Genomic DNA, 25,481 nt, shown 5'->3' on the forward strand with positions numbered 1-25,481 from the left:
AGGCCTCACATCAAGCTGTCGACGCAACCGGGAAACGTGCCGTTCCTACGCGGTGCGCCAACATGCCCGGCCGCCCGTCACAGTCTTTCGCTTGGTGTTGACCATCTTCCTCTGCCTCTCGTCGGTGGCCCGGAATGGGCCCGTTCCACATATCCGTAATGCGGCGACTCATGCCCGCACCTGGTGTTTGTGAATCCGACGTCATGATGGCCCAGCCATTTCGCCACCGCGACCACATTTACGTCGCCCCCCGCGACTCCCTCACCAGGAAGCCCTCAGTGGGCGTCGAACAGCTCCAGCAGGGCCTTCTTGTCGAACATCCGGGCGGTGTCGACGGCGGACGGCGTTCCGGCCGCCGGGTCGGCCCCGCCGGCGACCAGTACCCGGACCACCTCGTCCTCGCCCTTGAAGACCGCGCCGGCGAGCGGCGTCTGTCCCCGGTCGTTCGCCCGGTTCGCGTCCGCCCCGCGCGCCAGCAGCGCCTCCACCGCACCCGCGTGCCCGTGGTAGGCCGCGAGCATCACCAGGGTCTGCCCCTGCTCGTTGGTGAGGTTCGGCGAGACCCCCGCGTCGACGTAGGCCGCGAGCGCCTCGGTCTCACCCTGCCGGGCAAGATCGAAAATCTTGGTCGCCAGTTCGACGACCTCGGGGTCCGGAGCTTCGCTCATCGCGGAAAGCCTGCCTTTCTCATGCCGTGACCAGGGGCGCACGGCATGAGAGCCGTACGAGTGAATCGTCAGGGTACTGCCCGTCCGGCGACATGACCCGGCCCCCGGACGGCAAAGATCATCGCGAGAGCGGCAGGCTCGGCCGGTCCAGTGAAAAAGACGAAAATTAACCCGATTGCACGCTTTGCGGCATTGATACTTTCTGTGAGCCTGGAAGAACTCATGGTGACTGTCCCCATCAACCAGGAGAACACTCATGATCCTGTCCATCTCAGGTGTTGTGCTGCTCGGCATCATCGTCTTCCTGTTCTTCCGGAAGGACGGACTCAAGGCGTCCCACGCCCTGGTCTGCGCGCTCTTCGGCTTCTACCTCGCGGGCACCGCCATCGCCCCGAGCATCAAAGCCGGAGGAGCGAGCCTCGCCGGCCTCTTGGGCGGGATCAAGTTCTGACCCCGCGTTCCCCCACTCTCACTTCAGGAGTCCGACGTGGCCCGGCGTCCCCTCCCCCGCATTCTGAGCAGCAGCAGTGTCTCGGTGGCCCGCAGCCGCGAGCTGGCGCGCACTGCCGCCGACAGCGCCACGGACGTGCTCCATCCGCTCATCACGATCAGCCGCGGCCTGCGCAAGCTCGCCGCGGCCGGTCGCGCCAGATGGTCCGGCACTCCCAAGGAGAAGCGCGGTCCCGCGCTGTTCCTGGTGGGTGCCGTCGTCCTGGTGGTCGCGCTCATCCCGTACGGGCCGCTGCTCGCCCTGATCACGGTGATGGCCGCGGCCGCCTGGAAGGGCCACGAACGCGCACCCGTGCAGACCGGCCCCGCCCCGGAGCAGACGGAGCGGCTGCAGTCCCTCTATGAGGCGCTGGTGCCGTACTTCTCCGTGCCCGATGACCCCGACCCGCTCTTCGCGCACGGCGGCGACTGGGACAAGGCCTTCAGCGAGTACGAGTTCGACGACACCGGCCGCCCCCGGCGGCTGCTGATCCGCTACCCCGCGTACTTCCCCGACGGCGAGGCCTCCTCCCGGGCCCGCATCGAGCAGCTGCTGCACGCCAAGTCCGGGCGTGGCCGCGAGTACCGCTTCGACTGGGACGAGGAGGGCAATCAGCTCGTCATGACGGTGCTGGACGCGCTCCCCACGGCGATCGCCGCCCAGCGCTTCGTCACCGCCCCCGGCGAGACCGTCCTCGGCTTCACCGACGCCGACGCCGTGCCCCGCACGGTCCCCGTCCAGGGGGGCGACGAGCCGTACGACGCGACCCCGGTGATCTGGCGGACCGGACCGCGCTCCACCGAGCCCCATCTGCTGGTCGTCGGCCAGCCCGGCAGCGGTACGACGAGCCTGCTGCGGTCGATCGCCCTGCAGGCGCTGGCGGACGGCGACGTCCTGATCGCCGAGGGCAGCGGCACCGGCGAGTACGCGTGCCTCACCGGCCGCAGCGGTGTCCTGGCCGTCGAGTGCGGTCTGTCCGGCGCCCTGGCGAGCCTGGAGTGGGCCGCGTCCGAGACCGAGCGGCGGCTGATCTCCGCCAACCGGGCCCGGCAGGCGGGCCGCACCGCCCCCGACGACACCAGGCGCCCGCTGTGGATCCTGCTGGACCGGCCGAGCGTCTTCGGTCACCTGGCGGCCGCCGACGGCCGCACCGACCCGCAGCAGCTGCTCCAGGTGCCGCTGCGGCACGGCCGGGCGGCGAACGTGACGGTGGTGGTGGCCGAGCAGTTCGACTCGGTGGACACCCTCAGCGAGTCGGTACGCGCGCACACGCGTGCGCGTGCCGTGCTCGGCCCTGCCGCACCGGCCGAGGTGGAGGCCGTCCTCGGCGCCCCGCCGCACACCACTCCGACGCCGGACGTTCCGCCGGGCCGGGGGTACGCCCGGCTCGGCGCCGGCCCGGTGATGCGGCTTCAGGTGCCCGCCACCCCCGACCCGTACGACGAGGCCACGAGCGAGCCGCACCGGCAGGCGGTGCTGGAGCTGCTGCCGGAGCGTTCCGTACCCCTGGAGTCCCGGGAGGAACGGGACGAAGACCCCCTGGAGGGCCGGAACGCGGACCCGGTGCCCGCGGAGGGCTGACAAGTGCCCGCGGAGGGCCGACAGGTCCGCCGCAGAGCCCGTGTCCCCGCTCGGCGGGGGGACACGGGCTCTTTTCGTCGACCCCTCTAGGCGACTGAGGTCCTCGGCACCTCGGCGCCCGAGGCCGCTCCGGTCTCCACGAGCCGCGCGGCGGCCGCGAGCCGTACCGCGGCCTCGTCCGCCACCGGGCCGCCCACCGTGAACGGCAGCCGTACATAACCCTCGAAGGCCCCGTCCACACCGAACCTGGGCCCCGAGGGCACCCGTACGCCGACCCGTTCGCCCACCGCTGCGATCCGCGACCCCGACAGTCCGCCGGTGCGCACCCACAGGGTGAGCCCGCCGCTCGGCACGTCGAACTCCCAGTCCGGCAGTTCCCTGCGCACCGCGGCGACCAGCGCGTCCCGGTTCTCCCTGGCCTGGCTGCGGCGGACCGCGACGGCCTGCTCCCAGCCGCCCGTACCCATCAGCCAGTTGATGGCCAGCTGCTCAAGGACGGGCGTGCCGAGGTCGGCGTACGCGCGTGCCGAGACCAGGCTGCGGATCACCTCGGGGGCGGCCCGCACCCAGCCGATGCGCATGCCCGCCCAGAACGCCTTGCTCGCCGAGCCGACCGTGAGGACGGTGCTGCCCGCCGGGTCGAAGGAGCAGACCGGACGCGGCATCTTGAGGTCGTCGTCCAGGTGGAGTTCGGTCATGGTCTCGTCGACGACCAGGACGGTGCCCGCCGAGCGGGCCGCCTCGACGAGGGCGCGGCGCTGGTCCTCGCCCGCCAGGGCGCCCGTCGGGTTGTGGAAGTCCGCGACGACGTACGCGAGCCGGGGCGCCGCGTCGCGCAGCACCTGCCGCCAGCGCGGCAGGTCCCAGCCGGTGAGCCCCTCCGCCATGGCGACGGGCACCAGGCGGGCGCCCCCTTCGCGCATGAGCTGCAGGATGTTGGCGTACGACGGGGACTCGACGGCGATCCGCTCGCCGCGCCCCGCGAAGAGGTGGCAGATCGCGTCCATGGCGCCCATCGCGCCGGTGGTGACCATGATCTGCTCGGGCATGGTGGGGATGCCCTTCGCGGTGTAGCGGTCGGCGAGCATCTGCCGCAGGGCGGGCAGTCCCGCCGGGTAGTCGCCGTGGGTGTGGGCGTACGGCGGCAGCTCCTCCAGGGCGCCCTGTACGGCGCGGGTGAGCCAGGGTTCGGGGGCGGGCAGGGCCGCCGTACCGAGGTCGATGACGGAGCCGAGGGACTCGGGCGGCAGCGGCTCCAGGCCGCGCGCGGGCAGCGGATTGCCCGCCGGGACGGCGGTCCAACTGCCCGCTCCCCTGCGGGACTCCAGGAAGCCTTCCGCGCGGAGGGCCTCGTATGCGGCGGCGACGGTGGTGCGGCTCACCGCGAGGGCCACCGCGAGCTCGCGCTCCGCGGGCAGCCGTGCGGCGACCGGAACGCGCCCCTCCAGAACGAGCAGCCGGATGCCGTCGGCCAGCGACCGGTAGGCCGGTGGCTTGCGGACGCCGGGGCCCGTGGGGCGGGACTGTGAGCTGAGCTGGCGGGCGAGCTGCGCCGCCCCCACCGCCGAAGTCCACTGCGCCATGAAATCAGTCCACCTTCCCCGGATTGGCCATGGATGGCTCGTCCTTACAGGCCACAGAGTGTCATGCATCGGTCCACCAGCACTACACCCACCCTTACGCAAGGAGCGCAACGTGTCCGGGTCATCACGGTCCTCGTCATCCAGGGAACTCTTCCGGCGGCTGAGCCAGCTGTACGTGGGCCTGGCGCTGTACGGAGTGAGTTCGGCGGTGCTGGTGCGGGCGGGCCTCGGCCTGGAGCCCTGGGGCGTCCTGCACCAGGGCCTCGCGGAGCGCTCCGGCCTCGCCATCGGGACGGTCTCGATCATCGTCGGGGCGGTCGTCCTGCTGCTCTGGATACCCATGCGGCAGCGGCCGGGCCTGGGCACGGTCTCGAACGTGGTGGTCATCGGCCTCGCGATGGACGGCACGCTGGCGCTGATGCCCCAGGTGGACTCGCTGTCCGCCCGGATCGCGCTGATGCTCGGCGGCATCGCGCTGAACGGCGCCGCCGGCGGCCTGTACATCGCGGCCCGGTTCGGCCCCGGTCCGCGCGACGGGCTGATGACCGGGCTCCACCGGATGACCGGCCGGTCGATCCGTCTGGTCCGTACGGGGATCGAGATCGCGGTCGTCGCGACGGGATTCGCGCTGGGCGGCTCGGTCGGCGTCGGCACCGTCGCGTACGCCCTCGCGATCGGCCCCCTCTCCCAGTACTTCCTGCGCGTGTTCGCCGTGCCGCGGACGAAGCCGCACCCCTCGTCCGGGCGGGTCGCCGACGACAAGGGTGCCCGCGCGATACTTCCCCGGTGAACCACGCACTCCGCCACAGCTATCTGAACCACCCGGGGCCGGTCCTCCCGTTCGCCCACCGCGGCGGGGCGGCCGACGGACTGGAGAACACCGCCGCCGCCTTCCGGAGGGCAGCCAAGGAGGGCTACCGGTACTTCGAGACCGATGTGCACGCCACGGCGGACGGCACGCTGGTGGCCTTCCACGACCCGACTCTGGACCGGGTGACGGATGCACGGGGCCGCATCGCGGAGCTGCCCTGGAGCCGGGTGCGCGAGGCACGCGTGGCGGGCACCGAGCCCCTCCCCCTCTTTGAGGAGCTGCTCGAAGAGTTTCCCGACGCCCGCTGGAACGTCGACGTCAAGGCGGAGGCCGCCCTGCTTCCCCTGGTCGACCTGGTGCGCCGCACGAACTCCTGGGACCGGATCTGCGTCGGTTCGTTCAGCGAGGGCCGGGTCGCCCGCGCGCAGCGGCTCGCGGGGCCGCGCCTGGCGACGTCGTACGGCGTCGGCGGCGTGCTGGCGCTGCGGCTGCGCTCGCTGGGCGTCCCTGCGCCGCTGCGGCGGGGCGCGGTGTGCGCACAGGTGCCGGAGTCGCAGAACGGCGTGCGTGTGGTGGACCGCCGCTTCGTGGCGACGGCGCACGCGCTCGGTCTCCAGGTTCATGTCTGGACGGTCAACGACGAGAGCCGGATGGCCGCTCTTGTCGATCTCGGCGTGGATGGCATCATGACGGACCAGATCGCGACGCTGCGGTCGGTGCTGACCGAGCGGGGGGCCTGGGCCTGACCCGGCCCCCTGCGCCCGTTCGCGCGTCGCCACGGGGACCGATGCAGGGAGCACACGTGGCGTCCGGTACAGCAGAGCTGCCAGCGGCGACGTCCGCGGAGCGCACGCGCGAACAACGGGGCTGGTACTTCTACGACTTCGCGTGCTCGGTCTATTCGACGAGCGTGGTGACCGTCTTCCTCGGCCCCTATCTGACGACGATCGCGCAGGCCGCCGCCGACCCGGAGGGCTTCGTCCATCCGCTGGGCATACCGGTCCGGGCGGGCTCCGTGTTCGCGTACACGGTGTCCCTGTCGGTGATCGTCGCCGTCGTGCTGATGCCCATGGTGGGTGCGGTCGCCGACCGGACGGGGCGCAAGAAGCCACTGCTCGCCGCGGCCGCGTACCTGGGGGCGACCGCGACAGCGGGCATGTTCTTCCTGGGCGGCGACCGCTATGTGCTGGGCGCCCTGCTGCTGATCGTCGCCAACGCCTCGCTGTCCGTCTCGATGGCGCTCTACAACGCCTATCTGCCGCAGATCGCCGAGCCCGAGGAGCGCGACAAGGTCTCCTCAAGAGGATGGGCCTTCGGCTACACCTCGGGTGCGCTCGTCCTCGTACTGAATCTGGTGCTCTACGCCGGGCACGACAGCTTCGGCGTGACCCAGGCGACGGCGGTACGGATCTGTCTGGCGTCGGCGGGGCTGTGGTGGGGCGCCTTCGCGATCGTCCCGCTGCGGCGGCTGCGTGACCGCAAAGTGGCGACGGACGGCGTCCGGCCCACCATGGGGCAGGGCTGGCGGCAGCTGATCGCCACATTCAAGGACATGCGCCGGCATCCGCTCACGCTGTCGTTCCTGCTCGCCTATCTGGTCTACAACGACGGCGTCCAGACGGTGATTTCGCAGGCGTCCGTCTACGGATCGCAGGAGCTGGGGCTGGACCAGACGACCCTCATCGTCGCCATCCTGCTGGTCCAGGTGCTCGCGATCTTCGGGGCGCTGGGAATGGGGCGTCTGGCCCAGCGGTACGGCGCGAAGCGGACCATTCTCGGGTCGCTCGTCGCGTGGACGGGGACGATCGGCGTGGGCTTCTTCCTGCCCGCCGGCGCGCCCGTCGGGTTCTTCCTGCTCGCCGCCGCGATCGGGCTGGTCCTCGGCGGCAGCCAGGCGCTGTCCAGGTCGCTGTTCTCGCACATGGTGCCGCGCGGCAAGGAGGCCGAGTACTTCGCGGCGTACGAGATGAGCGACCGGGGCATGAGCTGGCTGGGACCGCTGGTGTTCGGGCTGACCTTCCAGCTCACCGGCAGTTACCGGGACGCGATCGTCTCTCTTGTGGTCTTCTTCGCGGTGGGGTTCATCCTGCTCGCGCGGGTACCCGTGAGGGAGGCCGTGGCGGCGGCGGGAAACCCCGTGCCGGAAAGAATTTAGACCTTGAAGTAAAAGGCCGGTAGTGTACGCCTTTGGCCTGCCAGGCGGACCGTTACTGCGCGCTTGCGCAGGAAAAAGACTGGGTGACATCTGCTGTCAGATGTGACAAAGCGGTCACTGGTGGGTACAACAAGGGGCGGCACGACGGGCGACGCACTGACCCGCAACGGGAATCTTTACCGCCGACCGGACGTTGACCGGATGACGACGACAGCGACAAATACCTGTCCTGTGGGCGACAAGCCCGGGAGGCACGATTCATGAGTGAGCGAGCTCTCCGCGGTACGCGGCTCGTGGTTACCAGCTACGAGACGGACCGCGGCATCGATCTGGCCCCGCGCCAGGCGGTGGAGTACGCATGTGAGAAGGGTCATCGCTTTGAGATGCCCTTCTCCGTGGAAGCGGAAATTCCGCCGGAGTGGGAGTGCAAGGTCTGCGGGACCCAGGCACTCCTGGTGGACGGCGATGGGCCGGAGGAGAAGAAGGGCAAGCCCGCGCGCACGCACTGGGACATGCTCATGGAGCGGCGCACCCGCGAGGAACTCGAAGAGGTCCTTGCCGAAAGGCTCGCGGTACTGCGTTCCGGCGCCATGAACATCGCGGTGCATCCGCGGGACAGCCGTAAGTCCGCCTGACGTCTCAGGACGAAAGGGCACTGGAGAAGTACAGCGCAAGAGCCGCGGGGCTCCGGCACACCGAGTGTGTGCCGGAGCCCCGCGGCTTTTGTCGTTCGGCAGGGATCTCAGTCCGTACAGGTCTCGGCCCGTACGGGTCTCAGTCCGTAGGGGCCCCAGTCCGTACGGATCTCAGGGCTCCGTACGGGTCTCAGGGCGTGAGCGGGGTCCTGGGGCCCTCGTCGCGGCGCGGCGGGTAGGGCTGCTGCGACGGCGAGTCGTCGCGGATCACCTCGCCCTGGACGACCTTTCCGTCCGGCTGGTGCATCCGCGCCTGCTGGAACATGTCGCCGAGGCTGCCGGGCTGACGCACGGCGTTCATACGGCGCTCCAGGGACTTCTCCGCGTACCGCCCGAGCCTCGTGCGCACCGGCGGCAGGAGGACCAGCAGGCCGAGGACGTCGGAGACGAGGCCGGGCAGGATCAGCAGCAGGCCGCCCAGCATCACGAAGCCGTTGCCCGAGCCCTTGCGGTCCGGCTCCCCGGCCGGGTCGTAGGCGCCGCCGCTCTGCTGCTGGCGCTGGATCGTTTCGCTCAGGTTCTTGAAGGCGCGGCGCCCCGCCCTCTTGATGACGGCCCCGCCGAGCACGACCGAGCCGACCAGCAGCAGGAAGACGGTGAGTCCTCCGGCCGCGCCGGCCACGAGGGTCAGCAGCCAGATCTCCAGCACCAGCCAGGCGGCGATGCCGAGAGGTACGAACGTACGGGCGCGGGAGCGCTTGCGGGCGGTCGTCGGGGCGGTCGGGAGCGGTGTGCCGGTCGTCATGCCCCCAGTGTGCCTGGCAGGGCACCTGAACGGCGTAAAGAGGGCGTGAGTACGAGGAGGAGGCGGCTGGGTCCCGCGGGAGGTCCGGGTCCGGCACAGGCCCGGAGAGGGGCGCTACAGGGGCTTGCGGCCGAGGAGCTTGTTGGCGCGCGTGCCGACGCCCCAGGCGGTGACCCGCCACAGGGCCTCGACCAGGATGTCGTTGCTCATCTTCGACTCGCCGATCTCGCGCTCGACGAAGGTGATCGGCACCTCGACGACGTGGAAGCCCGACTCGACCGCACGCCGGGCCAGGTCGACCTGGAAGCAGTAGCCCTGCGAGGCGACCTCGTCGAGGCCCAGGCCCTCCAGGGTCTCCGCGCGGAAGGCACGGTAGCCGCCGGTGACGTCGCGCAGCGGCACGCCCAGCAGCACCCGGGAGTACAGGCTGCCGCCGCGGGAGATGAACTCGCGGGACTTGGGCCAGTTGACGATCCGGCCGCCCGGCACCCAGCGCGAGCCCAGCACCAGGTCGGCGCCCTTGAGGGCGGTGAGCAGGCGGGGCAGTTCTTCGGGCTGGTGGGAGCCGTCGGCGTCCATCTCGACGAGGACGCCGTAGCCGCGGTCGATGCCCCAGCGGAAGCCGGCCATGTAGGCGGCGCCCAGGCCTTCCTTGCCCTTGCGGTGCATGACGTGGACCTGGTCGTCGGCCGCGGCGAGCTCGTCGGCGAGCTTTCCTGTGCCGTCGGGACTGTTGTCGTCGGCGACGAGGACGTGCGCTTCGGGGACGGACTCCCGCACCCGCGCCACGATCGGCTTGATGTTCTCGGCCTCGTTGTAGGTCGGAATGATCACCAAAACACTGCCGAGCGGGCCGTAACGCTTCTGACCGCCGTCGTTCACTGATGCCCCTTTTCACGCCCGTACACAGAGGAACCACCATAGCGAGCGTGTACGGACAGGGGGCCGAGGGCCCGTCCGGGAAGGTGCCCTGCGGTCTGCGGATGGGGGCCCGGCGTCCTTCGGGCCGACCAGGTGCCCGCCGGCTGCGGACATCCTCGCCGTTGTCTACTGAACGCCGGGGCCCTACCCGGGTCGCACCGTCGGACGGAAAAAACCTTCCCTCGCCCCCGAGGCGCGGGCGCTGAACCTGGCTCCCGGGAGGGTGCGCCGTGTGTGGCGCACCACCCATGACCCAGCGGCGTTCGACGACTGCGTGGAAGATTTCCGGCCGGACGTTTCGTGGTGGACCCGGCCGAACCTACCCGCCGGTGGCCGCTTTCTGTCAACACCCGTGCGACCTGCGGTGTTTGCCGGGGGTTCGCCAAATCACCAGGTCAGTGCCGAGACGGCGAAGATCCGTCCGGCAGACCTCGGGTCACCGATCGGCGGTACGCGACCCCCTGCGCGTCACGCGTTCGGGCGTACCGTCACGCATTCGGCCCTACGTACACGGTGTGCCCGGCGACCACGGTGCGCAGGCAGACGGGGAGTTCGGCGCCGGGCGTGAGGTCGGGGAGGCCGGGCGTGCCGGAGCGCGGGTCGGTGGACCAGCGGGCGACCCGGTCGTCCGGGGCCTGCACCACCAGGTCGCCGGTGTGCCAGATCGCGTAGTCGGCGGGGGCGCCGGGGACCAGAGTGCCCGCGTCGTCGCGGCCGATCGCCCGCCAGCCGCCGCGGGTGTGGGCGGTGAAGGCGGCCCGTACGGAGACCCGGTGCTCGGGGGTGCGGTGGAACGCGGCGGCGCGGACGGTGCCCCACGGGTCGAGGGGCGTGACCGGGCTGTCGGAGCCGAAGGCCAGCGGGATCCCCGCCTTGAGCATGGCGGCGTACGGGTTGAGGGTGCGGGCCCGGTCGGTGCCAAGGCGCTGGGCGTACATGCCCTGCTCGCCGCCCCAGGCGGCGTCGAAGGCGGGCTGTACGGAGGCGGTGAGGCCGAGGTCCGCGAAGGCGGCGATCGTGGCGGGGGTGAGCATCTCGGCGTGCTCGACGCGGTGGCGGGCGGCGCGCACGCGCGCGAGGCCGACCTTGTCGGCAGCGGCCCGGACGCCGTCGGCGACCGCGGTCAGGGCGGCGTCGCCGATGGCGTGGAAACCGGCCTGGAGGCCCGCCTCGGTGCACGCGGCGACGTGGGCGGCGATCGCGGCGGCGTCGAGGTGGGCGGTGCCCGTGTGCGGGGCGTCGGCGTAGGGCCGGTGCAGGCAGGCGGTGTGCGAGCCGAGCGAGCCGTCGACGAAGAGGTCTCCGGCCGCGCCGATGGCGCCGAGCTCGCGGATACGCTCGGCTTCCTTCGCATTCGCGACCTGTTCGGCCCAGTAGCCGAAGACGCGCGGTCCCCTCTCGCCCGCGGCCAGCTTCAGCAGGCCGGCGAAGTCCTCCTCGTCGGAGATGTCGGGGCCCGCACACTCGTGGACGGTGCCGATGCCGAGCGAGGCGGCGTGCGCGAGTGCGGCGCGCTGGGCGGCGGCCCGCTGGGCCGGGCCGATCGCCCCGTGCGCGGCGGCCCGCACCGCGTGGTGGGCGGCGCCGGTCAGCGGCTCGTCGGGGTGATGGCCGGTCAGGCCCGTGATGCCGGGGACGAGGTCGAGCAGGGCGGTGCTGACGACCGCCGAGTGAACGTCGATGCGGGGCAGGTAGAGCGGGCGCCCGCCGGCCGCGGAGTCGAGTTCGGCGCGCGAGGGGTGCCGCCGCTCGGGCCAGCGGGAGGCGTCCCAGCCACCGCCGATGAGGACCTCGCCGGCCGGTCGGACGGCTGCGTGAGCGCGTACGAGAGCGAGCGCCTCGTCCAGGGTGCGGGCGGTGGACAGGTCAAGACCCGTGAGGGCAAGGCCGGTCGAAGTGGTGTGCACATGTGCGTCCGTGAACGCTGGGGTGACGAGTGCTCCGTCGAGGTCGAACACCTCGTCGACGCCGCTCGCGAAGGCGTCGGCCGCCCCTTCGGAGCCCACCCACGCGACGTGGCCGCGCTCGACGACCATCGCAGTGGCGAAGGGGTCGGCGGGACTGTGGACCTCGCCGCCGCGCAGCAGCACGGTGCGGTCGGAGGGGGTGGCGGAGGACGAGGGGACGGTGCGCTCGGTCATGGGGACCAGTCTCGCGCAGCCCGTACGCCACTCACGACCAGGGTGGCACGGAGGAGGGGGCAACCCCCGCACGCGGGGCGGACGCCCATATACGTGGGGCGGGCGTGCCTATACGCGGGGCGGGCGTGCCTCGTACGGGGTGGAGAGGACGACGGTGGTGCGGGTGGACACTCCGGCGAGGGTGCGGATCCTGGTGAGCAGGTGTTCGAGTTCCAGGGGGGTGGCGACGCGCACCTTGAGGATGTAGTTCTCGTCGCCGGCGACGCTGTGGCAGGCCTCGATCTCGTCGATGCCCGCGAGCCGTTCCGCGATGTCGTCGGGGGCACTGGGGTCGAAAGGCGCCACCGAGATGAACGCGGTGAGCGGCAGGCCGACCGCGCCGGGGTCCACGACCGCGGCGTACCCGCGGATCACTCCGCGCTGTTCGAGCCTGCGGACACGCTGGTGCACCGCCGAGGTGGACAGGCCAGTGGCCTTGCCCAGGTCGGTGTAGCTCATCCGCCCGTCCTTGACGAGCAGGTCCACGATCTGACGATCCAACTCCTCCATGGGCCAAGAACCTACAGGGCACCGGGGCGCCCGGGACACCTGAGCGTCGTGCGTCTTGCCTGGTGGAACAGCGGGCGTCGGGCGCACCCTCTTGAGGTGTCCGGCACGCATCTGCGCGGGGCATGTGACGAATGCCACATAGCTGTGGCCGTGTCCTCTCTCCTTGTACGGTTATCGCGCAGGCGCGCAGGGAAGTGCTTGCTGTGGTCGAGGCCGCAGCGCCTTGTCGGCCCACCTCTAGGGGGAGTCTCCATGCAGAGCCTGAAGCGCACCGGACGTACCGAACCGGAGTCCGATTCCGTCGTCTCCTTCGACAGCGGCGAGGACATCGGTTCCGACTCGTACGACACCTTCGAGATGTTCCGGGTGATCTGCCCGGACTGCGCGCAGCCGATCGCGCTGCTCGCGGACGAGGACGTCCTTCCGGAGCACGCGAAGTGCCCCACTCCGTGGAACCCCTTCGGCCTGACGGCCTGCGTCGGTACGGGGCGTCCCGCCGCCGACGCGAAGCCGGCCGACGAGACGCGGGAGGTGCTGGAGCAGGACACCGCGCTGCTGCTGACGCTCCCCCAGGGCCTCGACTGGCGGACGCAGCCCTTCTCGCACGTCGGTGGTCCGGGGTCGCGCCCGGTCAAGGTGGTGCAGCAGCGCGCCGCGTAACTCCCGGCGCGCGAGGGCCTGTTACCGCCCCTGCTGAGTCCAGTACGTCCCGCGCACCATGGCCTCCAGTGACGGCCGGTGCATGATGAGCGTGTCCGGGTCCTCCGGGATCCGGACCTCGCCGAAGTGCACCTGCCGGTAGGCGATGCGCAGCATGACGACCGCATGCCGCAGAGCGGCGTACAGGGTGTGGAACTCCATGTCGCGCGGGGTGTGGCCGGTCAGCCGTGCGTACCGGCTCTCGATCGCGTCGCGGCGCAGGAAGTCCGGCAGGCCGCGCTGCCCGAAGGAGACCGTGAGGTCCTGGAAGAAGCGGTGCAGGTAGACGGTCCAGCCGAGGTCGAGTTCGCGGGGGCCCAGGGCGGCCATTTCCCAGTCGAGTACGGCGGCGGGGGTGAAGCCGTCGTAGATGACGTTGCCGATGCGGGCGTCGCCCCAGCACAGGACCGCCTGGCCCTCGTCGTCGGGCCAGTGCTCCTCCAGCCAGGCGAACGCCTCCTCTATGAGGGGCGAGCGGGGCAGGCCGTCGACGACCCATTCGTAGTAGGTCTGCTGCGCCGTCACATGGCGGCGCAGTGGGGTTCCCTCGACGTCCGGGAGCAGGAATTCCGCTTCCTTGGGCGGGAATTGGCCGTGCAGGCGGGCGAGGATGTCGATACTGGCGGCTTCCAGTCCGGCGCGTTCGGCGTCGGTCGCCTCGTACAGCCAGTTGCCCTCGTACGTGTAAGGCATGACGTCGGGCGGTACGCGGCCCTCGGCGCGGGCCATCACGAAGAAGGGTGCGCCGAGCGGCGCGGGGTCCTCCTCCAGCCACAGGACGCGCGGCACCGGCAGGTCGGTGTGCTCGCCGACGAGGCTCATGACGCGGTGCTGGCGGGCCATGTCGTACACGGGGAAGACGGTGTACGCCGCCGGGTCGGCGGCCAGCCGGAGTGCGCAGCCGGTGACGGGGGCGTCGGGGTGGCCGAGGTCGAAGAGCAGGGTCTCGCTGGACATGCCGTTGGAACCGGGGACGCGGACGTCGGTGACACGTGCCCCCGGAAGGCGCGTGTCCAGCCACGCGGCGAGGCGGCGGCCCAGGTCCTCGGGGTCGCGGGTGGTGGTGCGGGGGCGCGGTGCGGTGGACATCTCCGTACTCCTCTACGAGATCGGTAAGACCGGTGAGATCTGTGAGACCGGTGAGACCGGTGAGCCGCGGGCAAACCGTGCGAGGAGCCTCTTTCAGGGTGCGGTGGAGTCGTATCCGGTGAATCCGCTGGGGTCGTGGCGGCCGAAGGAGCCGTGCTCGAAGATGCCGTACCCGGTACGCCCGCCCAGCGTGAAGCGGGCCGCGTGGTCGATCACGCCGTACGCCGCCATGGGGTGGGCGGCCGGGTCGGAGAGGTCGTAGGCGCGCCGATCGGTCCAGCCGCGGCCCTGCCAGCTGCCGTGCTGCCAGTCGGTGGCGGGCGGGTAGCCCGCGCCGACGGCGAGCGGGGAGGAGGCGAGGATCTCGACACCGAGTTCGAGGGGCTTGCGGGCCGGGTCGGTGAGGTGGACGACGGCGTGTTCGGGGTGGCGGGTGCCGGAGCGGTAGGTGATGTCGGCGTGGGGCCAGCCGAGTTGGACGTCGCGGTCACCGTTGCGGACGAGCAACGCCTCATTGAGGGTGCGGTGGCCCTCGGCGTCCTCCTGGGCGATCACCATCACGAAACGGCTCTCGAAGCGGGCCGGTATCCAGAGCCAGTGGAAGCCCTCGGGGCGGTGTTCCTCGGCGGCCCGCCCGCCGTCCTCGCCGGGAATGGGGCGCACTCCCCAGCTGCGGTCGCGGGTTCCGGTCCACTCCCCCGCGGCGAGGCGGATCTGCTCGCCGCCGACCCGGATGACGCCGGAGCAACTGCCCGCCTGGACGAAGCGGCGGCCTTCGAGCATCAGGCGGTCGCCGCGGTACTGCACGTGGTGGGGCTCCCAGACGGCCGGGAAGTCGGCGGTCCAACTGATCTCGTACGAGAGCGAGTCGGGGTCGGCGGGGTCGGCCTCGCAGGTGAGGGTGAAGCGGCGGAGCGGTTCGTCGACGGTGATGCGCAGGGGGCCGACGGAGAGGTTCATACGATCGTCGGAGAGGGCGTCGGAGGCGCGCACCGCGTGCAGGGTGTCGCCGATGCGGAGGGTCGCGTAGGCGTCGATGACACCAGTGTTGGGGTAGACGCCGAGGCCGGCGACGAGGAGGGCCCGGCCGGTGTGGTCCACGAAGTGGAAGATGCAGCGGTCGTAGGCGTTCCGGTCGCCGGTGGCGACGTGCTTCATCGACAACGGGGCCTGGTGGATGGGGTATTCGTCGAGCGCGATGGGACGGTCGTCGGGCACGGGTCCTCCTGGCGGGCGGGCGAGCGCGCGTACGGGGCGGCGCGGAGGGTGCGGCCTCGGCGACGTTTCTGACGGTACGTCAGGAGGTGGGGTGGGAGCCAGAGATGGGGCGGTGGGCATTGTGCGGGGGCGCCGTGGCTGGTCGCGCAGTTCCCCGCGCCCCTAACTGCCTGCCCCTTAGCCCCGAGCCCCTTTAAGCCCGCTAGCCTCCTTGGGCAGCGGGGCCGCCCCCTCCACGACCGACCGCCCCCCAGCCTCGCCCCGCACGCGCCCAGCGGTCAGCGTTCAGCGGGACTCCGGGCCCGCCAAGTGCCTTGCGATCACCATGCGTTGGATCTGGTTCGTGCCCTCGACGATCTGGAGGACCTTCGCCTCGCGCATGAAGCGTTCGACCGGGAAGTCCAGCGTGTAGCCGTACCCGCCGAGCACCTGCACCGCGTCCGTGGTGACCTTCATCGCCGTGTCCGTGCAGAACAGCTTCGCCATGGCCGCCTGCCGCGAGAAGGGGCGGCCGGCGTCCCGCAGCCGTGCCGCCGCCAGGTAGAGCGCGCGGCCCGCCTCGATCTGGGTGGCCATGTCGGCCAACATGAAGCGCAGGCCCTGGAAGTCCGCGATGGGGCGGCCGAACTGCTGCCTCCCGGTGGCGTACGAGAGCGCCTCGTCCAGGGCCGCCTGTGCCACGCCGACCGCGCAGGCCGCGATGCCGAGCCGGCCGGAGTCGAGCGCGGACAGGGCGATGGCAAAGCCCTGGCCCTCCTCGCCGATGCGGCGCGCGTCGGACACCCGTACGCCGTCGAAGTGCAGCTGCGCGGTGGGCGAGCCCTTCATGCCCATCTTCTTCTCCGGGGCGGCGGCGCTCAGGCCCTCCGCGTCGCCCGGGACGAGGAAGGCGGTGATGCCTCGGGGTCCGTCCACACCCGTGCGGGCCAGGACCGTGTAGAAGTCCGCGACGCCGCCGTGGGTGATCCACGCCTTCGTACCCGTGATCACCCAGTCGTCGCCGTCCCGGACGGCCTTGGTGCGCAGCGAGGCCGCGTCCGATCCGGAGGCGGGTTCCGAGAGGCAGTACGCGCCGAGGAGACCGCCGCCGAGCATGGCGGGCAGGTGGGCGGCCTGCTGTTCCTTGGTGCCGTATCCGGCGAGCCCGTGGCAGGCGAGGCTGTGCACGCTGACGCCGAGGCCGACGGTCAGGCGGGCCGCCGCGAGCTCTTCGAGTACCTGGAGGTAGACCTCGTACGGCTGGTCGCCGCCGCCGTGCTCGGAGTCGTACGGCAGGCCGAGCAGCCCGGATTCGGAGAGCAGGGAGAAGACCTCGCGGGGAAAGCGCCCGGCGTCCTCCTCGGCTGCGGCCTGCGGAACGATCTCCCGCTGGACCATGTCGCGTACGAGCGCGAGCAGGTCTCGGGACTCCTCGGTGGGCAGCTGTCGTTCCACCGGCTGCGGGGCGCGGTCGGGCATTGCGGCGCTCTCCTGACTTCTCGGGCCCTGTCGGGCGCGGCGGCGGGCGCACGCACAGGGTGTGGCGGCGCCGCCGGGTGTTTCAACTCCAGCCTGCGGCACCACTCCGGGTTACGGAAGTGGACTCTCCAGGGCTGTGGCGGCTGAGTATGCCCGATCGGAACTGTTCCGTCACCGGTCGAAAAGCCGCAGGCCGGGCAGGTCGGGGCGGTGTTACGCGACCGTGTCGTCCGCCCCGCCGCCTGCCTCGTCGTCCGCCCCGCCGCCTGCCGTATCACCCGCCGTGTCGTCGAGGGACGGAGCCGGACATTCCGGTACGAGTGTGGCGACGGTCTCCAGCGTGGCGCGCAGCAGCATGACGAGGAGGTCGCAGACCGCCTCTTGAGGCAGCACCGGGTCGCCGATCCAGTCGAGTGTGATGCCCTCGACCCCGGTCATCCAGCCGAGCAGTGCGAGCCGGGCCGTCGGGGGGACGTCGCTGCGGCCGTACGCTCCCTCCGCGAGGGTGGCGATCAGCTGCTCGCGCACGGTGTCGCGGATCGACTGGACCTCGACGTCGAAGCCGACGCCTCCGCTGACGATCGTCCGGTACGCGGCCTGGTGGTGCCGGGCGTAGTGCAGATAGCCGTCGACGGTGCGCCGGACCCGCTGGGTGCGCGGCAGCTCGGGATGGCTGCCCGCCCGAGCGACCAGGTCGGTGACGGACTCCTCGACGATGGCCAGGTAGTAGCCGCGCTTGTTGGTGAAGTAGTAGTAGATCAACCCCTTGGCGACGCCCGCGTGGCGTGCGATGTCGTCCATCGACAGGGCGTCGTAGGACGTGTCGGCGAACAACTTCCGCCCGGTTGCGATGAGTTCGGCTCTGCGCGCCAGCGATTTCCCGCTGGTTCCGCGCTGTTGACTCTTATTCAAATTAAGCCCTAGTCTCCCAGTCCGGAAGGATGGCCGCAGTATTCCACGGGCCTCCCTCCGCTCCTCATGCACTTCCCCTGCGCAATCTCGCGACGTACGGGAGGAACCGGTGAGCGCAGCAAAGAGGCCGCCGAAACAGCTGTCCCCCGAGGGCAGAACCGGCTGGCGCAGAACTGCGGTGATGGCCGTGCCGGCCGTCCTCGAGGTGGGCGCGATGGCGGCGATGATGGGCCAGGGCGCGCTCGCCGCGTCGTTCGCCGTCTCGGGCACCAGCTTCCAGGTCTCCTCCGGCAAGCTGACGAGCACCGGCCTGTCGTCGTATGTACAGACCGACCGGTCCGTGGACGGCAAGGGGCATCCGGTCGCCCTGCTCGGCATCGGCAACGCCCGGCTCTCCGACATCTGCCAGTCGGCAGAGGTCAAGACCCCTGTCGGCACCGTGGTGTTCAAGCTGACGGCGGGCGGTGAGGCGGGCGAGGTCACCGCCAGCAACCTGATCATCGACGGCGAGGACCTGACCGGTGACGCCCACTTCGCAACGGCGCAGATCGGCCGGGACGCCTCCACGCTTGACGCGGTGCCGGGGGTCAAGGGCGAGGCGGGCAAGTTCGGTCTCCAGGCCGGGAACATCGAGGTCGTCGGGGTGCGGTCGCACGCCTGGTCGGCGACCGGCGGGAACTTCCGGCTGAAGGGCCTGAAGCTCGATGTGAGCCTGGACGGCAAGAAGTGCTTCTGAACCGGCTTGTGGACCGGGGCCCCGGTCCCGGCCCGGGAGGTTCCCGCCGCCGTCTCCTCAAAGAGGGGTTGCTGGACGAGAGGCTGCCGTGGCCGGAGCGGCGGCGCCGGTTCCGCTCCTGGCGGCGACGGCGGCCGTTCTGGGCGGGGCTGCTACTGGCGCTGGCGGGCGCCGAGCTGCTGCTCGTACCGCTGTCGCCGCTGACGATCCTGGTGAGCCTGGGCCTCGGCGGGCTGGCGGCGCTCGGCATCGGTCTCGCGCTGATCGCGGCGGCGCTCTTCCTGTGGTTCCTGCCGCACACCCGGCACTACGTCAGCGTCAACGCGCTGATCCTGTCGGTGCTTTCGTTCGCGGCGACCAACCTGGGCGGATTCCTGGTGGGGACGCTGCTGGGGATCGCGGGCAGCGCGATGGGCTTCGGCTGGACTCCGGTGACGGATCCCGCGGCCTCGGCTGCCGAGCCCGGGACACCGGAGGCAAAAGCGGATCCGGAGCCCGCCGAAGGGGAGCGCCGGGCGCCAACGGTACGGGAGCACCAGGGGCCGCGCACCCTCGCCGTGGCCCTGCCCCTCGTCCTCCTGGTGGCGGTCGGCGCCCCCGCGCAGCGGGCGGCAGCGGCCGCTGCCGAGCCCCTGGCCCCCCGGACACCGCCCACGGTCACCACGACGCGCTTCGCACCGGACGGCTTCCTGATCGCCGGGGTGAAGGAGGTGCGGACCGTGGACGGCCCGCTCAAGGTGATGGTCCTCAGGATGAGGGCCGCGTCCCTCACCGATTACGAGCTGCGGACCCGTGACGGCAGCGACGAGCTCTCCCTGGGCGCCGACAGCCTGGACCTCAGCGGCAACGTCACCCTCTACCTCACCAAGTTCAGCGGGTGCCTGCAGGGGCTGCTCTGTCTGACCTTCACGCCGGACGGGCTGCCCGTGCCGCCGGTTGTGCCGCCCTTCGTCTACATGACCGACGTCAGTGCCGAGCAGGCCATGGTCACCTCGGACTCGATCGAGACGACCGGGCTGCGGCTCGGTGCGTCCTGACCGCCGCACCCCGGACGCGCAGGAGGTTCCGTGATCCAGCTCCAGGCCGCGCTCTTCTGGGCGTACGCGATCGGCGCGACCTTCGCGGTGTCCGCGGGCCGCCAGCTCCAGTGGTGGGAGAGGTCGGTACGGGGCGAGGGCGTGCGCACCAGAAGCCGTGCCGCCGATCCGTACATGGCGCTCACCGTGCTGTTCGCGGCCGTCCTGCTGGTACCGACCGGGATGTTCCTGCTGTGGCAGAACCCGTCCTGGGCGACCATGCACGTCGTGGACGGGCACGACGGACTGTGGGCCGGCTTCGTGCTCCTCCACGCGGGCGGGGTCGTCGTCGGCACGCTCCTCGGCTATCTGGCGGCCCGGCTGCTCGTCCTGGTGGGCGCGGGCTACTGGGCGTACCTTCAGAGCGTCGGCGGGTATTTCCTGCTCTTCGGGACGCTGATCCACGGCTGGGACGGCAACGGCTACCGGCGGCTGCTGACGACGAGCACGCGCGCGTACCGCGACTGGCCGCGCGAGAGCGTCGTGAACAACCTGCTGGACTTCCTGACCTCGGGAACGTTCCTGGCACTGCTCGTGCTCGGGCTCGCCGTCGGCGGGACCATGCTGGGCACCGAGATCGGCTGGCTCGTCGAGGGGTGGCGGCTGCCGGGCGCTGACGAGGACCGCAAGGTGGGGCGGTTCGTCGCCGTGCTGATCGCCGGGGCCGGGGTGTACGGGCTGCCGTTCGTGGGCGCGCTCGGCGCGAGCGTGCTGGTGAGGCTGCTGGGGTGGCTGCCGGGGCTCGCCCTGTTCGCCGTCCTGGCGGGCCTGGTGCTGCTGCCGCGGCGCAGTCCGGTGCGTTTCCTGTACGGGCTGGTGGGCGTACCGCACAAGCACTGGCGGGCGGAGGAGAACCTGCCGCACGGGCCGCCGGCGCCGCCCCCGAGCAGCTACGGGGTCACATCAGACCGGCACCGGTGACGAACATCGCCACGACGACGACCAGCGCCCAGCCGAGGACGTGCTCCAGGAGCTTGGGCCCGTCGAAGTCGTCGTCCGGGCCGCCGGTACGGGCGCGCAGACGGTCGGAGAGGGCGGCTGTGGTGGCGGTGGCAGTGGCGGTCATCGGGGCTCACAGGAGGTGGAGGGGAACAGCGGAGGGGAACAGACGGTGGAACGGGACGGAACCACTCCTTCCACATTGCCAGCGGCCCGGCCCCCGGTACAGATGACGTTGGTCACCGTCCCGGGAACCTCCCAGGAGCCTCCCGGGCGGCGTCCCGGGAGCGCCCCCGGGCCCGGAGGGCCGCCCGCCCGGCCTACTTGTTGACGCTGAAGCCCTGGTCGGTCCCGTACTTGACGCTGGCCTGCTGCCAGGCCTTCAGCCCCTGGGACAGCGGGGTGGAGGAGACGTAGGCCTTGCCGACGGTGTCGTTGAAGACCGAGTTCGCATAGACCTGGTAGGGCAGGTACGACCAGCCGGCGGCGACGTTGCGTGCCGATTCGGCGAACACCTTGTTGGCCTGCTGCCCGCCGAAGTACGGGAACGCGGTGTCCTGGAACTTCTTGGAGTCCAGGTCCGCGCTGGTGGCGGGGAAGGAGCCCTCGGCGACCCGCGCCGACGCTCCGGCGCCGGTGGTCGCGAACTCGGCGAAGGCGTAGGCCAGTTCCTTGTTCTTTGCGACCTTCGGCACGGCGAGCGAGCTGCCGCCGTTCTCCGCGCTGACAGCGGCTCCCTCGGTCCACTGCGGGAGCGGGGCGACCCGCCAGTCACCGGATGCGGAGGTGACCGACGAGGCGAAGTTGGCGGGCATCCAGGCGCCGATGGCGAGCGTGGCGATGCTGCCGTCGGCCAGGCCCTTGTACCACTCGTCGCTCCAGGAGGTGACCGGCGCGAGAAGGTCCTCGTCGAGGAGCTTCTGCCAGGTGGCGGCGTACTTCTTGGTGCCCGCGTCCTGGAAGTCGACGGTGACCTTGGTGTCCTCGCTCTTGTACGGGCGGCCGCCGGCCTGCCAGATGAGGCTGGTGGTGGCGCCCGCGTCACCGGTGTCGTTGGTGATGGAGATCTTGGGGTCGGCCTTGTGCAGCTCGCGTGCCGCCGTGACGTACTCGTCCCAGGTGGTGGGGACGGCGACACCGTGCTTGTCGAAGACCTTCTTGTTGTAGAACAGCGCCATGGGTCCGGAGTCCATCGGCAGCGCGTGCACCGCGTCACCGGTGTGCACCGCACTCCAGGGGCCCGCGGTGAACGTCTTGTCCAGCTTGGACGCACCGTAGGGGGCGAGGTTCTCGACGGACTTGCCGATGGCGAACTGGCTCACCGCGTAGTACTCGATCTGCGCCAGGTCGGGGGCGCCGGAGCCGGCGGCGATGGCGTTCTGCAGGGCGGTGTACTGCTTGTCGCCGGTGCCCGCGTTGACGAGTTCGACGTCGACCTTGGGGTACTTCTTCTCGAAGTCGGCGGCAGCCTTCTTCAGCGTGGGCTCCCAGGCCCACACCGTGATCTTGCCGCCCTTCTCCAGCGCCGACTTGATGTCCTTGGGGCCGCTGTCCGCAGCCGGGTCGGAGGATCCGCAGCCGGTGGCGGTGAGGGCCACGACACAGGCCGTGGCGGCGGCCATGACGAGCCGGCGGGTGCTGTGCGTACGCATGGAAGGTGCTCCTGTTTCGGTGCTTCGAAAGGTCGCCGGGGAGAGGGCCCGGCAGAGGGTTCGGTGCTGCGGGCCCGCGCTATTCCTTGACGCTTCCGGCGGCCAGTCCTGACTGCCAGTACCGCTGGAGAAGCAGGAAGACAAGGACGATCGGCGCGATGGTGAGCAGCGAGCCGGTGATGATGAGGTCGAACACGGCCTCGCCGCCCGCGGTCTGGGCCTGCGCGTTCCAGGCGCCCAGCCCGAGGGTGAGCGGGTACCAGTCCGGGTCCTTGATCATGATCAGCGGCAGGAAGTAGCTGTTCCAGGTCGCGACCATGGAGAAGAGCAGGACGGTGACCGTTCCCGGCACCAGGAGCGGCAGGGCGATGCGGAAGAAGATGCGGAGCTCGCCGGCGCCGTCGATGCGGGCCGCCTCGATGAGTTCGGTGGGTACGGACTCGGTGGCGAACACCCACATCAGGTAGAGCCCGAAGGGCGAGATGAGAGAGGGGATGATGACCGCCCACGGGGTGTTCGTCAGCCCCATGTTGCTGAACATCAGGAACGTGGGCACGGCGAGCGCGGTGCCCGGCACGGCCACGGCGCCCAGGACGACCGCGAACACCGCCCGGCGGCCGGGGAACTGGAACTTGGCGAGTGCGTAGCCACCCAGTACCGCGAGGAACGTGGCGCCGCCCGCCCCGACGACCACGTACAGCAGGGTGTTGAGCAGCCAGCGCAGGAAGACGCCGTCGTCGTACGTCAGCGTGCGGGAGATGTTGCTCCAGAGGTCGAAGTCGTCCCCGAACCACAGACCGAAGGAGCTGAACAGGCTGTTCTGGTCCTTGGTCGCGTTGATGACGAGCCAGACGAGCGGAAGCAGTGTGTAGAGGAGGACGACTCCGGTCACGAGGGTCAGCGGGATGCTCCGCCTCGGTTCCAGCGGCGTCCGCAGGCGCGGACGGCGCGGCACCGACGGGCCCGCGGTCCGGGAGGCGCGGGCGGGGATGGCGGGGATGGGCCCAGTCGGCTCCGTGGATCGCGCGGTGCCCGAATCGGCTCCGCCGAGTTTCGTGGTCAGGTGCGTCATGTGCTCAGCCCTTCCGCATGCCGCGCAGCTGCACCGTGTACGCGATGATCGCGGTGAAGACACCCATCACGATGGCCACGGTCGCCGCGTAGTTGTGCTGCTGGCCGGAGAAGGACAGCGAGTAGGTGTAGAGGTTGGGGGTGAAGTCGCTGGTGATCGCGTTCGGGGCGAGCTTCTGCAGGATGCTCGGCTCGTTGAACAGCTGGAAGCTGCCGATGATCGAGAAGATCGTCGCGATGACCAGGGCGCCGCGGATGGCGGGCAGTTTGACCGCGGTCACGATCCGCCACTCCCCCGCCCCGTCGATCGCCGCGGCTTCGTAGAGCGAGCGGGGCACCGCCTTGAGTGCCGCGTAGAAGATCAGCATGTTGTAGCCGACGAACTCCCAGGTCACGATGTTGCCTATGGAGGCGAGCACGAGCGAGGGGGAGAGCGGATCGGGCAGGGTGATGCCGAAGGCGTCGTTGATGTTGCCGACCAGGCCGAACCTGGTGCCGTATACGAAGCCCCACATCAGGCTGGCGACGACGGCGGGGACCGCGTACGGCAGGAAGACGGAGACGCGGAAGAATGCCTTTCCGTACAGTCGGCCGCTGTCGATCGCGAGCGCGACCAGCAGGGCGATGCCCAGCATGACCGGCACTTGTACCGCCAGGAAGAGCAGGACCCTGGCCAGGCCCTCCCAGAACTGCGGATCGGTCAGCGCCTGACGGTAGTTGTCGACACCCACGAAGGACGTCCCGCCGATGAGCCGGTCCCGGAAGAGACTGAGGTACAGCGCGTAACCGATCGGAGCCAGGAACACGAGCCCGAAGACGGCGACGAACGGACCGGCGAACCCCCACCCGACGAGAGACTCCCTGCGGAGGCGGGACGGAACTCGTGGGCGTTGCGGAAGGGTTGTCTTCGCCGACGTCGGCGCAAGCGTCATGGTGGAGGTCCTTGAGTCGGTGACCGACCGGTCTGCACGAGCAGGAAGAAGCCTCACGGCCGGTTGCACCGGCCGGATTCGGCTGACCCGATGAGCAATGTTTACGTAATCATCGGTAGCGTGATGGTGACACTCCGGCCCGGGAGCGTCAAGCATGGGGCGGGGACGAAATGAGAGGGAACTCGGTGACGAAGAAGGACAGTGCCGCATCGACGACGGCCGCTGACGGCGCCGGCGCGCGGAAGGAACGGGGGCGGCGGGCACGGGTGTCGACGCCCCCCGACGACGCCGGTACGCGGACGGTACGGGAACGCCGGGCGCGGGTGTCGATGGCCGATGTGGCGCGCGCGGCGGGCGTCTCCTCACAGACGGTCTCCCGGGTCTCCAACGGGGATTCCGCCGTCATCGAGGCGACCAGGCGGAAGGTGCTGGACGCCATGAAGGAGCTCGGATACCGGCCCAACAGCGCGGCCCGCGCGCTCAAGCGCGGTGAGTTCCGCACGCTCGGCGTCATCACCACGAGCCTGTCCAGCACCGGCAACGTGCGGACTCTGGAGGCGATCGCGACCTGCGCCTCCCGCGCCGGGTACGCGGTCACCCTGATCCCGCTGGACGCCCCGACCCGGGACAGTGTCACCGGGGCGTTCACCCGGCTCGACGAACTGGCCGTGGACGCGGTGGTGCTGATCATGGAGGTGCATCTGCTCGACACCGGCTCGCTGATCCTGCCGCCGCACGTGAAGGTCGTCGTCGTGGACTCCGACGCCAGCGACCGGTTCCCGGTGGTGGACACCGATCAGCACGAGGGGGCCCGCGCCGCCGTACGGCATCTGCTGGACCTGGGGCACCGTACGGTCTGGCATCTCGCCGGGCCCGAGGAGTCGTTCGCGGCCGGCCGGCGGGCGGACGCCTGGGAGACGGCACTGCGCGAGGAGGGCATCGAGGCGCCGCCGCTGCTGCGCGGCGACTGGAGCCCCGAGTCCGGCTACGAGGCGGGGCTGCGGCTGGCCCGGGAGAGCGGCTGTACGGCGGTGTTCGCGGCGAACGACCAGATGGCGCTCGGTGTGCTGCGGGCGCTGCACGAGAGCGGGAAGGCGGTGCCGGGGGACGTGAGCGTGGTCGGCTTCGACGACATCCCCGAGGCCTCCTCGTTCATCCCGCCTCTGACCACGGTCCACCAGGACTTCGCGAAGGTCGGGGAGCTGTGCGTCGACGTCGCCCTGCGGGAGCTGCGCGGCGAGGACGTCCAGGACGGTACGAGGCTGGTGCCGACCCGTCTCGTCGTCCGCTCCAGCACGGCTCCGTACCGGATTGCCACCCACGGGTCGTAGAACACGAGGCGCGGGGGGCACCACCCCCG

The 25,481-nt window shown here is 70.9% G+C and carries 25 protein-coding genes; 11 read left to right on the forward strand and 14 right to left on the reverse strand.

Annotated features, from left to right (window positions below; all coding sequences use genetic code 11):
* Positions 1-275: 275 nt before the first annotated feature.
* Positions 276-668, reverse strand: coding sequence for an ankyrin repeat domain-containing protein (locus tag AB0D18_RS33830; protein WP_362427488.1), 393 nt, complete (start codon positions 666-668; stop codon positions 276-278).
* A 256-nt stretch (positions 669-924) separates the two neighbouring features.
* On the opposite strand from AB0D18_RS33830, the gene AB0D18_RS33835 reads away from it, so the two are divergent.
* Positions 925-1,119, forward strand: a complete 195-nt coding sequence (locus tag AB0D18_RS33835; protein WP_028814016.1) for a hypothetical protein — start codon at positions 925-927, stop codon at positions 1,117-1,119.
* Positions 1,120-1,155: 36 nt separating this feature from the next.
* Positions 1,156-2,739, forward strand: coding sequence for a hypothetical protein (locus AB0D18_RS33840; protein ID WP_362427491.1), 1,584 nt, complete (start codon positions 1,156-1,158; stop codon positions 2,737-2,739).
* Between the two features lie 86 nt (positions 2,740-2,825).
* Here the strand turns inward: AB0D18_RS33840 and AB0D18_RS33845 are convergent, their stop codons facing one another.
* Positions 2,826-4,322: a PLP-dependent aminotransferase family protein gene (locus AB0D18_RS33845; protein WP_362427494.1), complete on the reverse strand. Its 1,497-nt coding sequence runs from the start codon at positions 4,320-4,322 to the stop codon at positions 2,826-2,828.
* A 112-nt stretch (positions 4,323-4,434) separates the two neighbouring features.
* Here AB0D18_RS33845 and AB0D18_RS33850 point away from each other — a divergent pair, with 112 nt between their 5' ends.
* The 4 genes from AB0D18_RS33850 (at position 4,435) to AB0D18_RS33865 (ending at position 7,923) form a co-directional block, all read left to right on the forward strand.
* A complete protein-coding gene (locus tag AB0D18_RS33850; RefSeq protein ID WP_362427496.1) occupies positions 4,435-5,112 on the forward strand; it encodes a hypothetical protein in 678 nt (225 codons plus the stop codon).
* Positions 5,109-5,879 (forward strand): glycerophosphodiester phosphodiesterase family protein, encoded by a 771-nt coding sequence (locus AB0D18_RS33855; protein ID WP_362427499.1) that lies wholly within the window; start codon positions 5,109-5,111, stop codon positions 5,877-5,879. Before AB0D18_RS33850 ends, AB0D18_RS33855 begins: the two co-directional genes overlap by 4 nt.
* Positions 5,880-5,935: 56 nt before the next feature.
* Positions 5,936-7,288: an MFS transporter gene (locus AB0D18_RS33860; protein WP_362427502.1), complete on the forward strand. Its 1,353-nt coding sequence runs from the start codon at positions 5,936-5,938 to the stop codon at positions 7,286-7,288.
* Between the two features lie 260 nt (positions 7,289-7,548).
* On the forward strand, positions 7,549-7,923 hold the full coding sequence (locus AB0D18_RS33865) for an RNA polymerase-binding protein RbpA (protein ID WP_142215978.1): 375 nt from the start codon (positions 7,549-7,551) through the stop codon (positions 7,921-7,923).
* Between the two features lie 190 nt (positions 7,924-8,113).
* Here AB0D18_RS33865 and fxsA read toward each other — a convergent pair whose 3' ends face one another.
* The 4 genes from fxsA to AB0D18_RS33885 form a co-directional block, all read right to left on the reverse strand.
* Entirely contained in the window at positions 8,114-8,728 is a 615-nt protein-coding gene (fxsA, locus tag AB0D18_RS33870; protein WP_362427505.1) for an FxsA family membrane protein, read from the reverse strand.
* Positions 8,729-8,842: 114 nt separating this feature from the next.
* Positions 8,843-9,610: a polyprenol monophosphomannose synthase gene (locus tag AB0D18_RS33875; protein ID WP_362427508.1), complete on the reverse strand. Its 768-nt coding sequence runs from the start codon at positions 9,608-9,610 to the stop codon at positions 8,843-8,845.
* A gap of 527 nt (positions 9,611-10,137) precedes the next feature.
* A complete protein-coding gene (locus AB0D18_RS33880; protein ID WP_362427511.1) occupies positions 10,138-11,790 on the reverse strand; it encodes an amidohydrolase in 1,653 nt (550 codons plus the stop codon).
* 108 nt (positions 11,791-11,898) lie between these two features.
* Positions 11,899-12,339, reverse strand: coding sequence for an Lrp/AsnC family transcriptional regulator (locus AB0D18_RS33885; protein WP_362427514.1), 441 nt, complete (start codon positions 12,337-12,339; stop codon positions 11,899-11,901).
* Positions 12,340-12,591: 252 nt separating this feature from the next.
* Between AB0D18_RS33885 and AB0D18_RS33890 the strand changes: the two genes are divergently transcribed.
* Positions 12,592-12,999, forward strand: coding sequence for a hypothetical protein (locus tag AB0D18_RS33890; RefSeq protein WP_362427516.1), 408 nt, complete (start codon positions 12,592-12,594; stop codon positions 12,997-12,999).
* Between the two features lie 21 nt (positions 13,000-13,020).
* Here the strand turns inward: AB0D18_RS33890 and AB0D18_RS33895 are convergent, their stop codons facing one another.
* The 4 genes from AB0D18_RS33895 to AB0D18_RS33910 form a co-directional block, all read right to left on the reverse strand.
* A complete protein-coding gene (locus AB0D18_RS33895) occupies positions 13,021-14,127 on the reverse strand; it encodes a phosphotransferase family protein (protein WP_362427518.1) in 1,107 nt (368 codons plus the stop codon).
* 93 nt (positions 14,128-14,220) lie between these two features.
* Complete coding sequence (locus AB0D18_RS33900) at positions 14,221-15,345, reverse strand: hypothetical protein (protein WP_362427521.1); 1,125 nt, start codon at positions 15,343-15,345, stop codon at positions 14,221-14,223.
* Between the two features lie 285 nt (positions 15,346-15,630).
* Positions 15,631-16,803: an acyl-CoA dehydrogenase family protein gene (locus tag AB0D18_RS33905; protein ID WP_362427524.1), complete on the reverse strand. Its 1,173-nt coding sequence runs from the start codon at positions 16,801-16,803 to the stop codon at positions 15,631-15,633.
* Between the two features lie 213 nt (positions 16,804-17,016).
* Complete coding sequence (locus tag AB0D18_RS33910) at positions 17,017-17,715, reverse strand: TetR/AcrR family transcriptional regulator (protein WP_362427526.1); 699 nt, start codon at positions 17,713-17,715, stop codon at positions 17,017-17,019.
* 181 nt (positions 17,716-17,896) lie between these two features.
* Here AB0D18_RS33910 and AB0D18_RS33915 point away from each other — a divergent pair, with 181 nt between their 5' ends.
* The 3 genes from AB0D18_RS33915 to AB0D18_RS33925 all read left to right on the forward strand — a co-directional run bounded on the left by AB0D18_RS33915 (position 17,897) and on the right by AB0D18_RS33925 (position 20,448).
* The gene (locus AB0D18_RS33915) at positions 17,897-18,451 is read left to right on the forward strand and encodes a DUF6230 family protein (protein ID WP_362427651.1); all 555 of its coding nucleotides are present in this window, start codon (positions 17,897-17,899) and stop codon (positions 18,449-18,451) included.
* Between the two features lie 68 nt (positions 18,452-18,519).
* Positions 18,520-19,488 (forward strand): DUF6114 domain-containing protein, encoded by a 969-nt coding sequence (locus AB0D18_RS33920; protein ID WP_362427529.1) that lies wholly within the window; start codon positions 18,520-18,522, stop codon positions 19,486-19,488.
* 30 nt (positions 19,489-19,518) lie between these two features.
* The gene (locus AB0D18_RS33925; protein ID WP_362427532.1) at positions 19,519-20,448 is read left to right on the forward strand and encodes a hypothetical protein; all 930 of its coding nucleotides are present in this window, start codon (positions 19,519-19,521) and stop codon (positions 20,446-20,448) included.
* Here AB0D18_RS33925 and AB0D18_RS33930 read toward each other — a convergent pair.
* The 4 genes from AB0D18_RS33930 to AB0D18_RS33945 all read right to left on the reverse strand — a co-directional run bounded on the left by AB0D18_RS33930 (position 20,426) and on the right by AB0D18_RS33945 (position 24,121).
* Positions 20,426-20,593 carry an SCO1431 family membrane protein gene (locus AB0D18_RS33930; RefSeq protein WP_362427535.1) on the reverse strand — a complete coding sequence of 56 codons (168 nt, stop codon included), beginning with the start codon at positions 20,591-20,593 and terminating at the stop codon, positions 20,426-20,428. The two genes, AB0D18_RS33925 and AB0D18_RS33930, sit on opposite strands and share 23 nt — an antisense overlap.
* Positions 20,594-20,786: 193 nt before the next feature.
* The gene (locus AB0D18_RS33935) at positions 20,787-22,118 is read right to left on the reverse strand and encodes a sugar ABC transporter substrate-binding protein (protein ID WP_362427538.1); all 1,332 of its coding nucleotides are present in this window, start codon (positions 22,116-22,118) and stop codon (positions 20,787-20,789) included.
* A 79-nt stretch (positions 22,119-22,197) separates the two neighbouring features.
* Positions 22,198-23,190 (reverse strand): carbohydrate ABC transporter permease, encoded by a 993-nt coding sequence (locus AB0D18_RS33940; RefSeq protein ID WP_362427541.1) that lies wholly within the window; start codon positions 23,188-23,190, stop codon positions 22,198-22,200.
* Positions 23,191-23,194: 4 nt separating this feature from the next.
* Positions 23,195-24,121: a sugar ABC transporter permease gene (locus AB0D18_RS33945; protein ID WP_362427544.1), complete on the reverse strand. Its 927-nt coding sequence runs from the start codon at positions 24,119-24,121 to the stop codon at positions 23,195-23,197.
* A gap of 329 nt (positions 24,122-24,450) precedes the next feature.
* Here AB0D18_RS33945 and AB0D18_RS33950 point away from each other — a divergent pair, with 329 nt between their 5' ends.
* Positions 24,451-25,452, forward strand: a complete 1,002-nt coding sequence (locus tag AB0D18_RS33950) for a LacI family DNA-binding transcriptional regulator (protein ID WP_362427654.1) — start codon at positions 24,451-24,453, stop codon at positions 25,450-25,452.
* Positions 25,453-25,481: the final 29 nt, after the last annotated feature.

Origin of the sequence: Streptomyces sp. NPDC048442 (genome assembly GCF_040651475.1) — a bacterium.
In the GTDB taxonomy this organism is placed as follows: domain Bacteria; phylum Actinomycetota; class Actinomycetes; order Streptomycetales; family Streptomycetaceae; genus Streptomyces.

Coding starts and splice junctions, on each gene's coding strand:
- AB0D18_RS33830 (WP_362427488.1), bottom strand. CDS start 668: ATGAGCGAAGCTCCGGACCCCGAGGTCGTCGAACTGGCGACCAAGATT.
- AB0D18_RS33835 (WP_028814016.1), top strand. CDS start 925: ATGATCCTGTCCATCTCAGGTGTTGTGCTGCTCGGCATCATCGTCTTC.
- AB0D18_RS33845 (WP_362427494.1), bottom strand. CDS start 4,322: ATGGCGCAGTGGACTTCGGCGGTGGGGGCGGCGCAGCTCGCCCGCCAG.
- AB0D18_RS33865 (WP_142215978.1), top strand. CDS start 7,549: ATGAGTGAGCGAGCTCTCCGCGGTACGCGGCTCGTGGTTACCAGCTAC.
- fxsA (WP_362427505.1), bottom strand. CDS start 8,728: ATGACGACCGGCACACCGCTCCCGACCGCCCCGACGACCGCCCGCAAG.
- AB0D18_RS33880 (WP_362427511.1), bottom strand. CDS start 11,790: ATGACCGAGCGCACCGTCCCCTCGTCCTCCGCCACCCCCTCCGACCGC.
- AB0D18_RS33885 (WP_362427514.1), bottom strand. CDS start 12,339: ATGGAGGAGTTGGATCGTCAGATCGTGGACCTGCTCGTCAAGGACGGG.
- AB0D18_RS33890 (WP_362427516.1), top strand. CDS start 12,592: ATGCAGAGCCTGAAGCGCACCGGACGTACCGAACCGGAGTCCGATTCC.
- AB0D18_RS33895 (WP_362427518.1), bottom strand. CDS start 14,127: ATGTCCACCGCACCGCGCCCCCGCACCACCACCCGCGACCCCGAGGAC.
- AB0D18_RS33905 (WP_362427524.1), bottom strand. CDS start 16,803: ATGCCCGACCGCGCCCCGCAGCCGGTGGAACGACAGCTGCCCACCGAG.
- AB0D18_RS33915 (WP_362427651.1), top strand. CDS start 17,897: ATGGCCGTGCCGGCCGTCCTCGAGGTGGGCGCGATGGCGGCGATGATG.
- AB0D18_RS33930 (WP_362427535.1), bottom strand. CDS start 20,593: ATGACCGCCACTGCCACCGCCACCACAGCCGCCCTCTCCGACCGTCTG.
- AB0D18_RS33935 (WP_362427538.1), bottom strand. CDS start 22,118: ATGCGTACGCACAGCACCCGCCGGCTCGTCATGGCCGCCGCCACGGCC.
- AB0D18_RS33940 (WP_362427541.1), bottom strand. CDS start 23,190: ATGACGCACCTGACCACGAAACTCGGCGGAGCCGATTCGGGCACCGCG.
- AB0D18_RS33945 (WP_362427544.1), bottom strand. CDS start 24,121: ATGACGCTTGCGCCGACGTCGGCGAAGACAACCCTTCCGCAACGCCCA.
- AB0D18_RS33950 (WP_362427654.1), top strand. CDS start 24,451: ATGGCCGATGTGGCGCGCGCGGCGGGCGTCTCCTCACAGACGGTCTCC.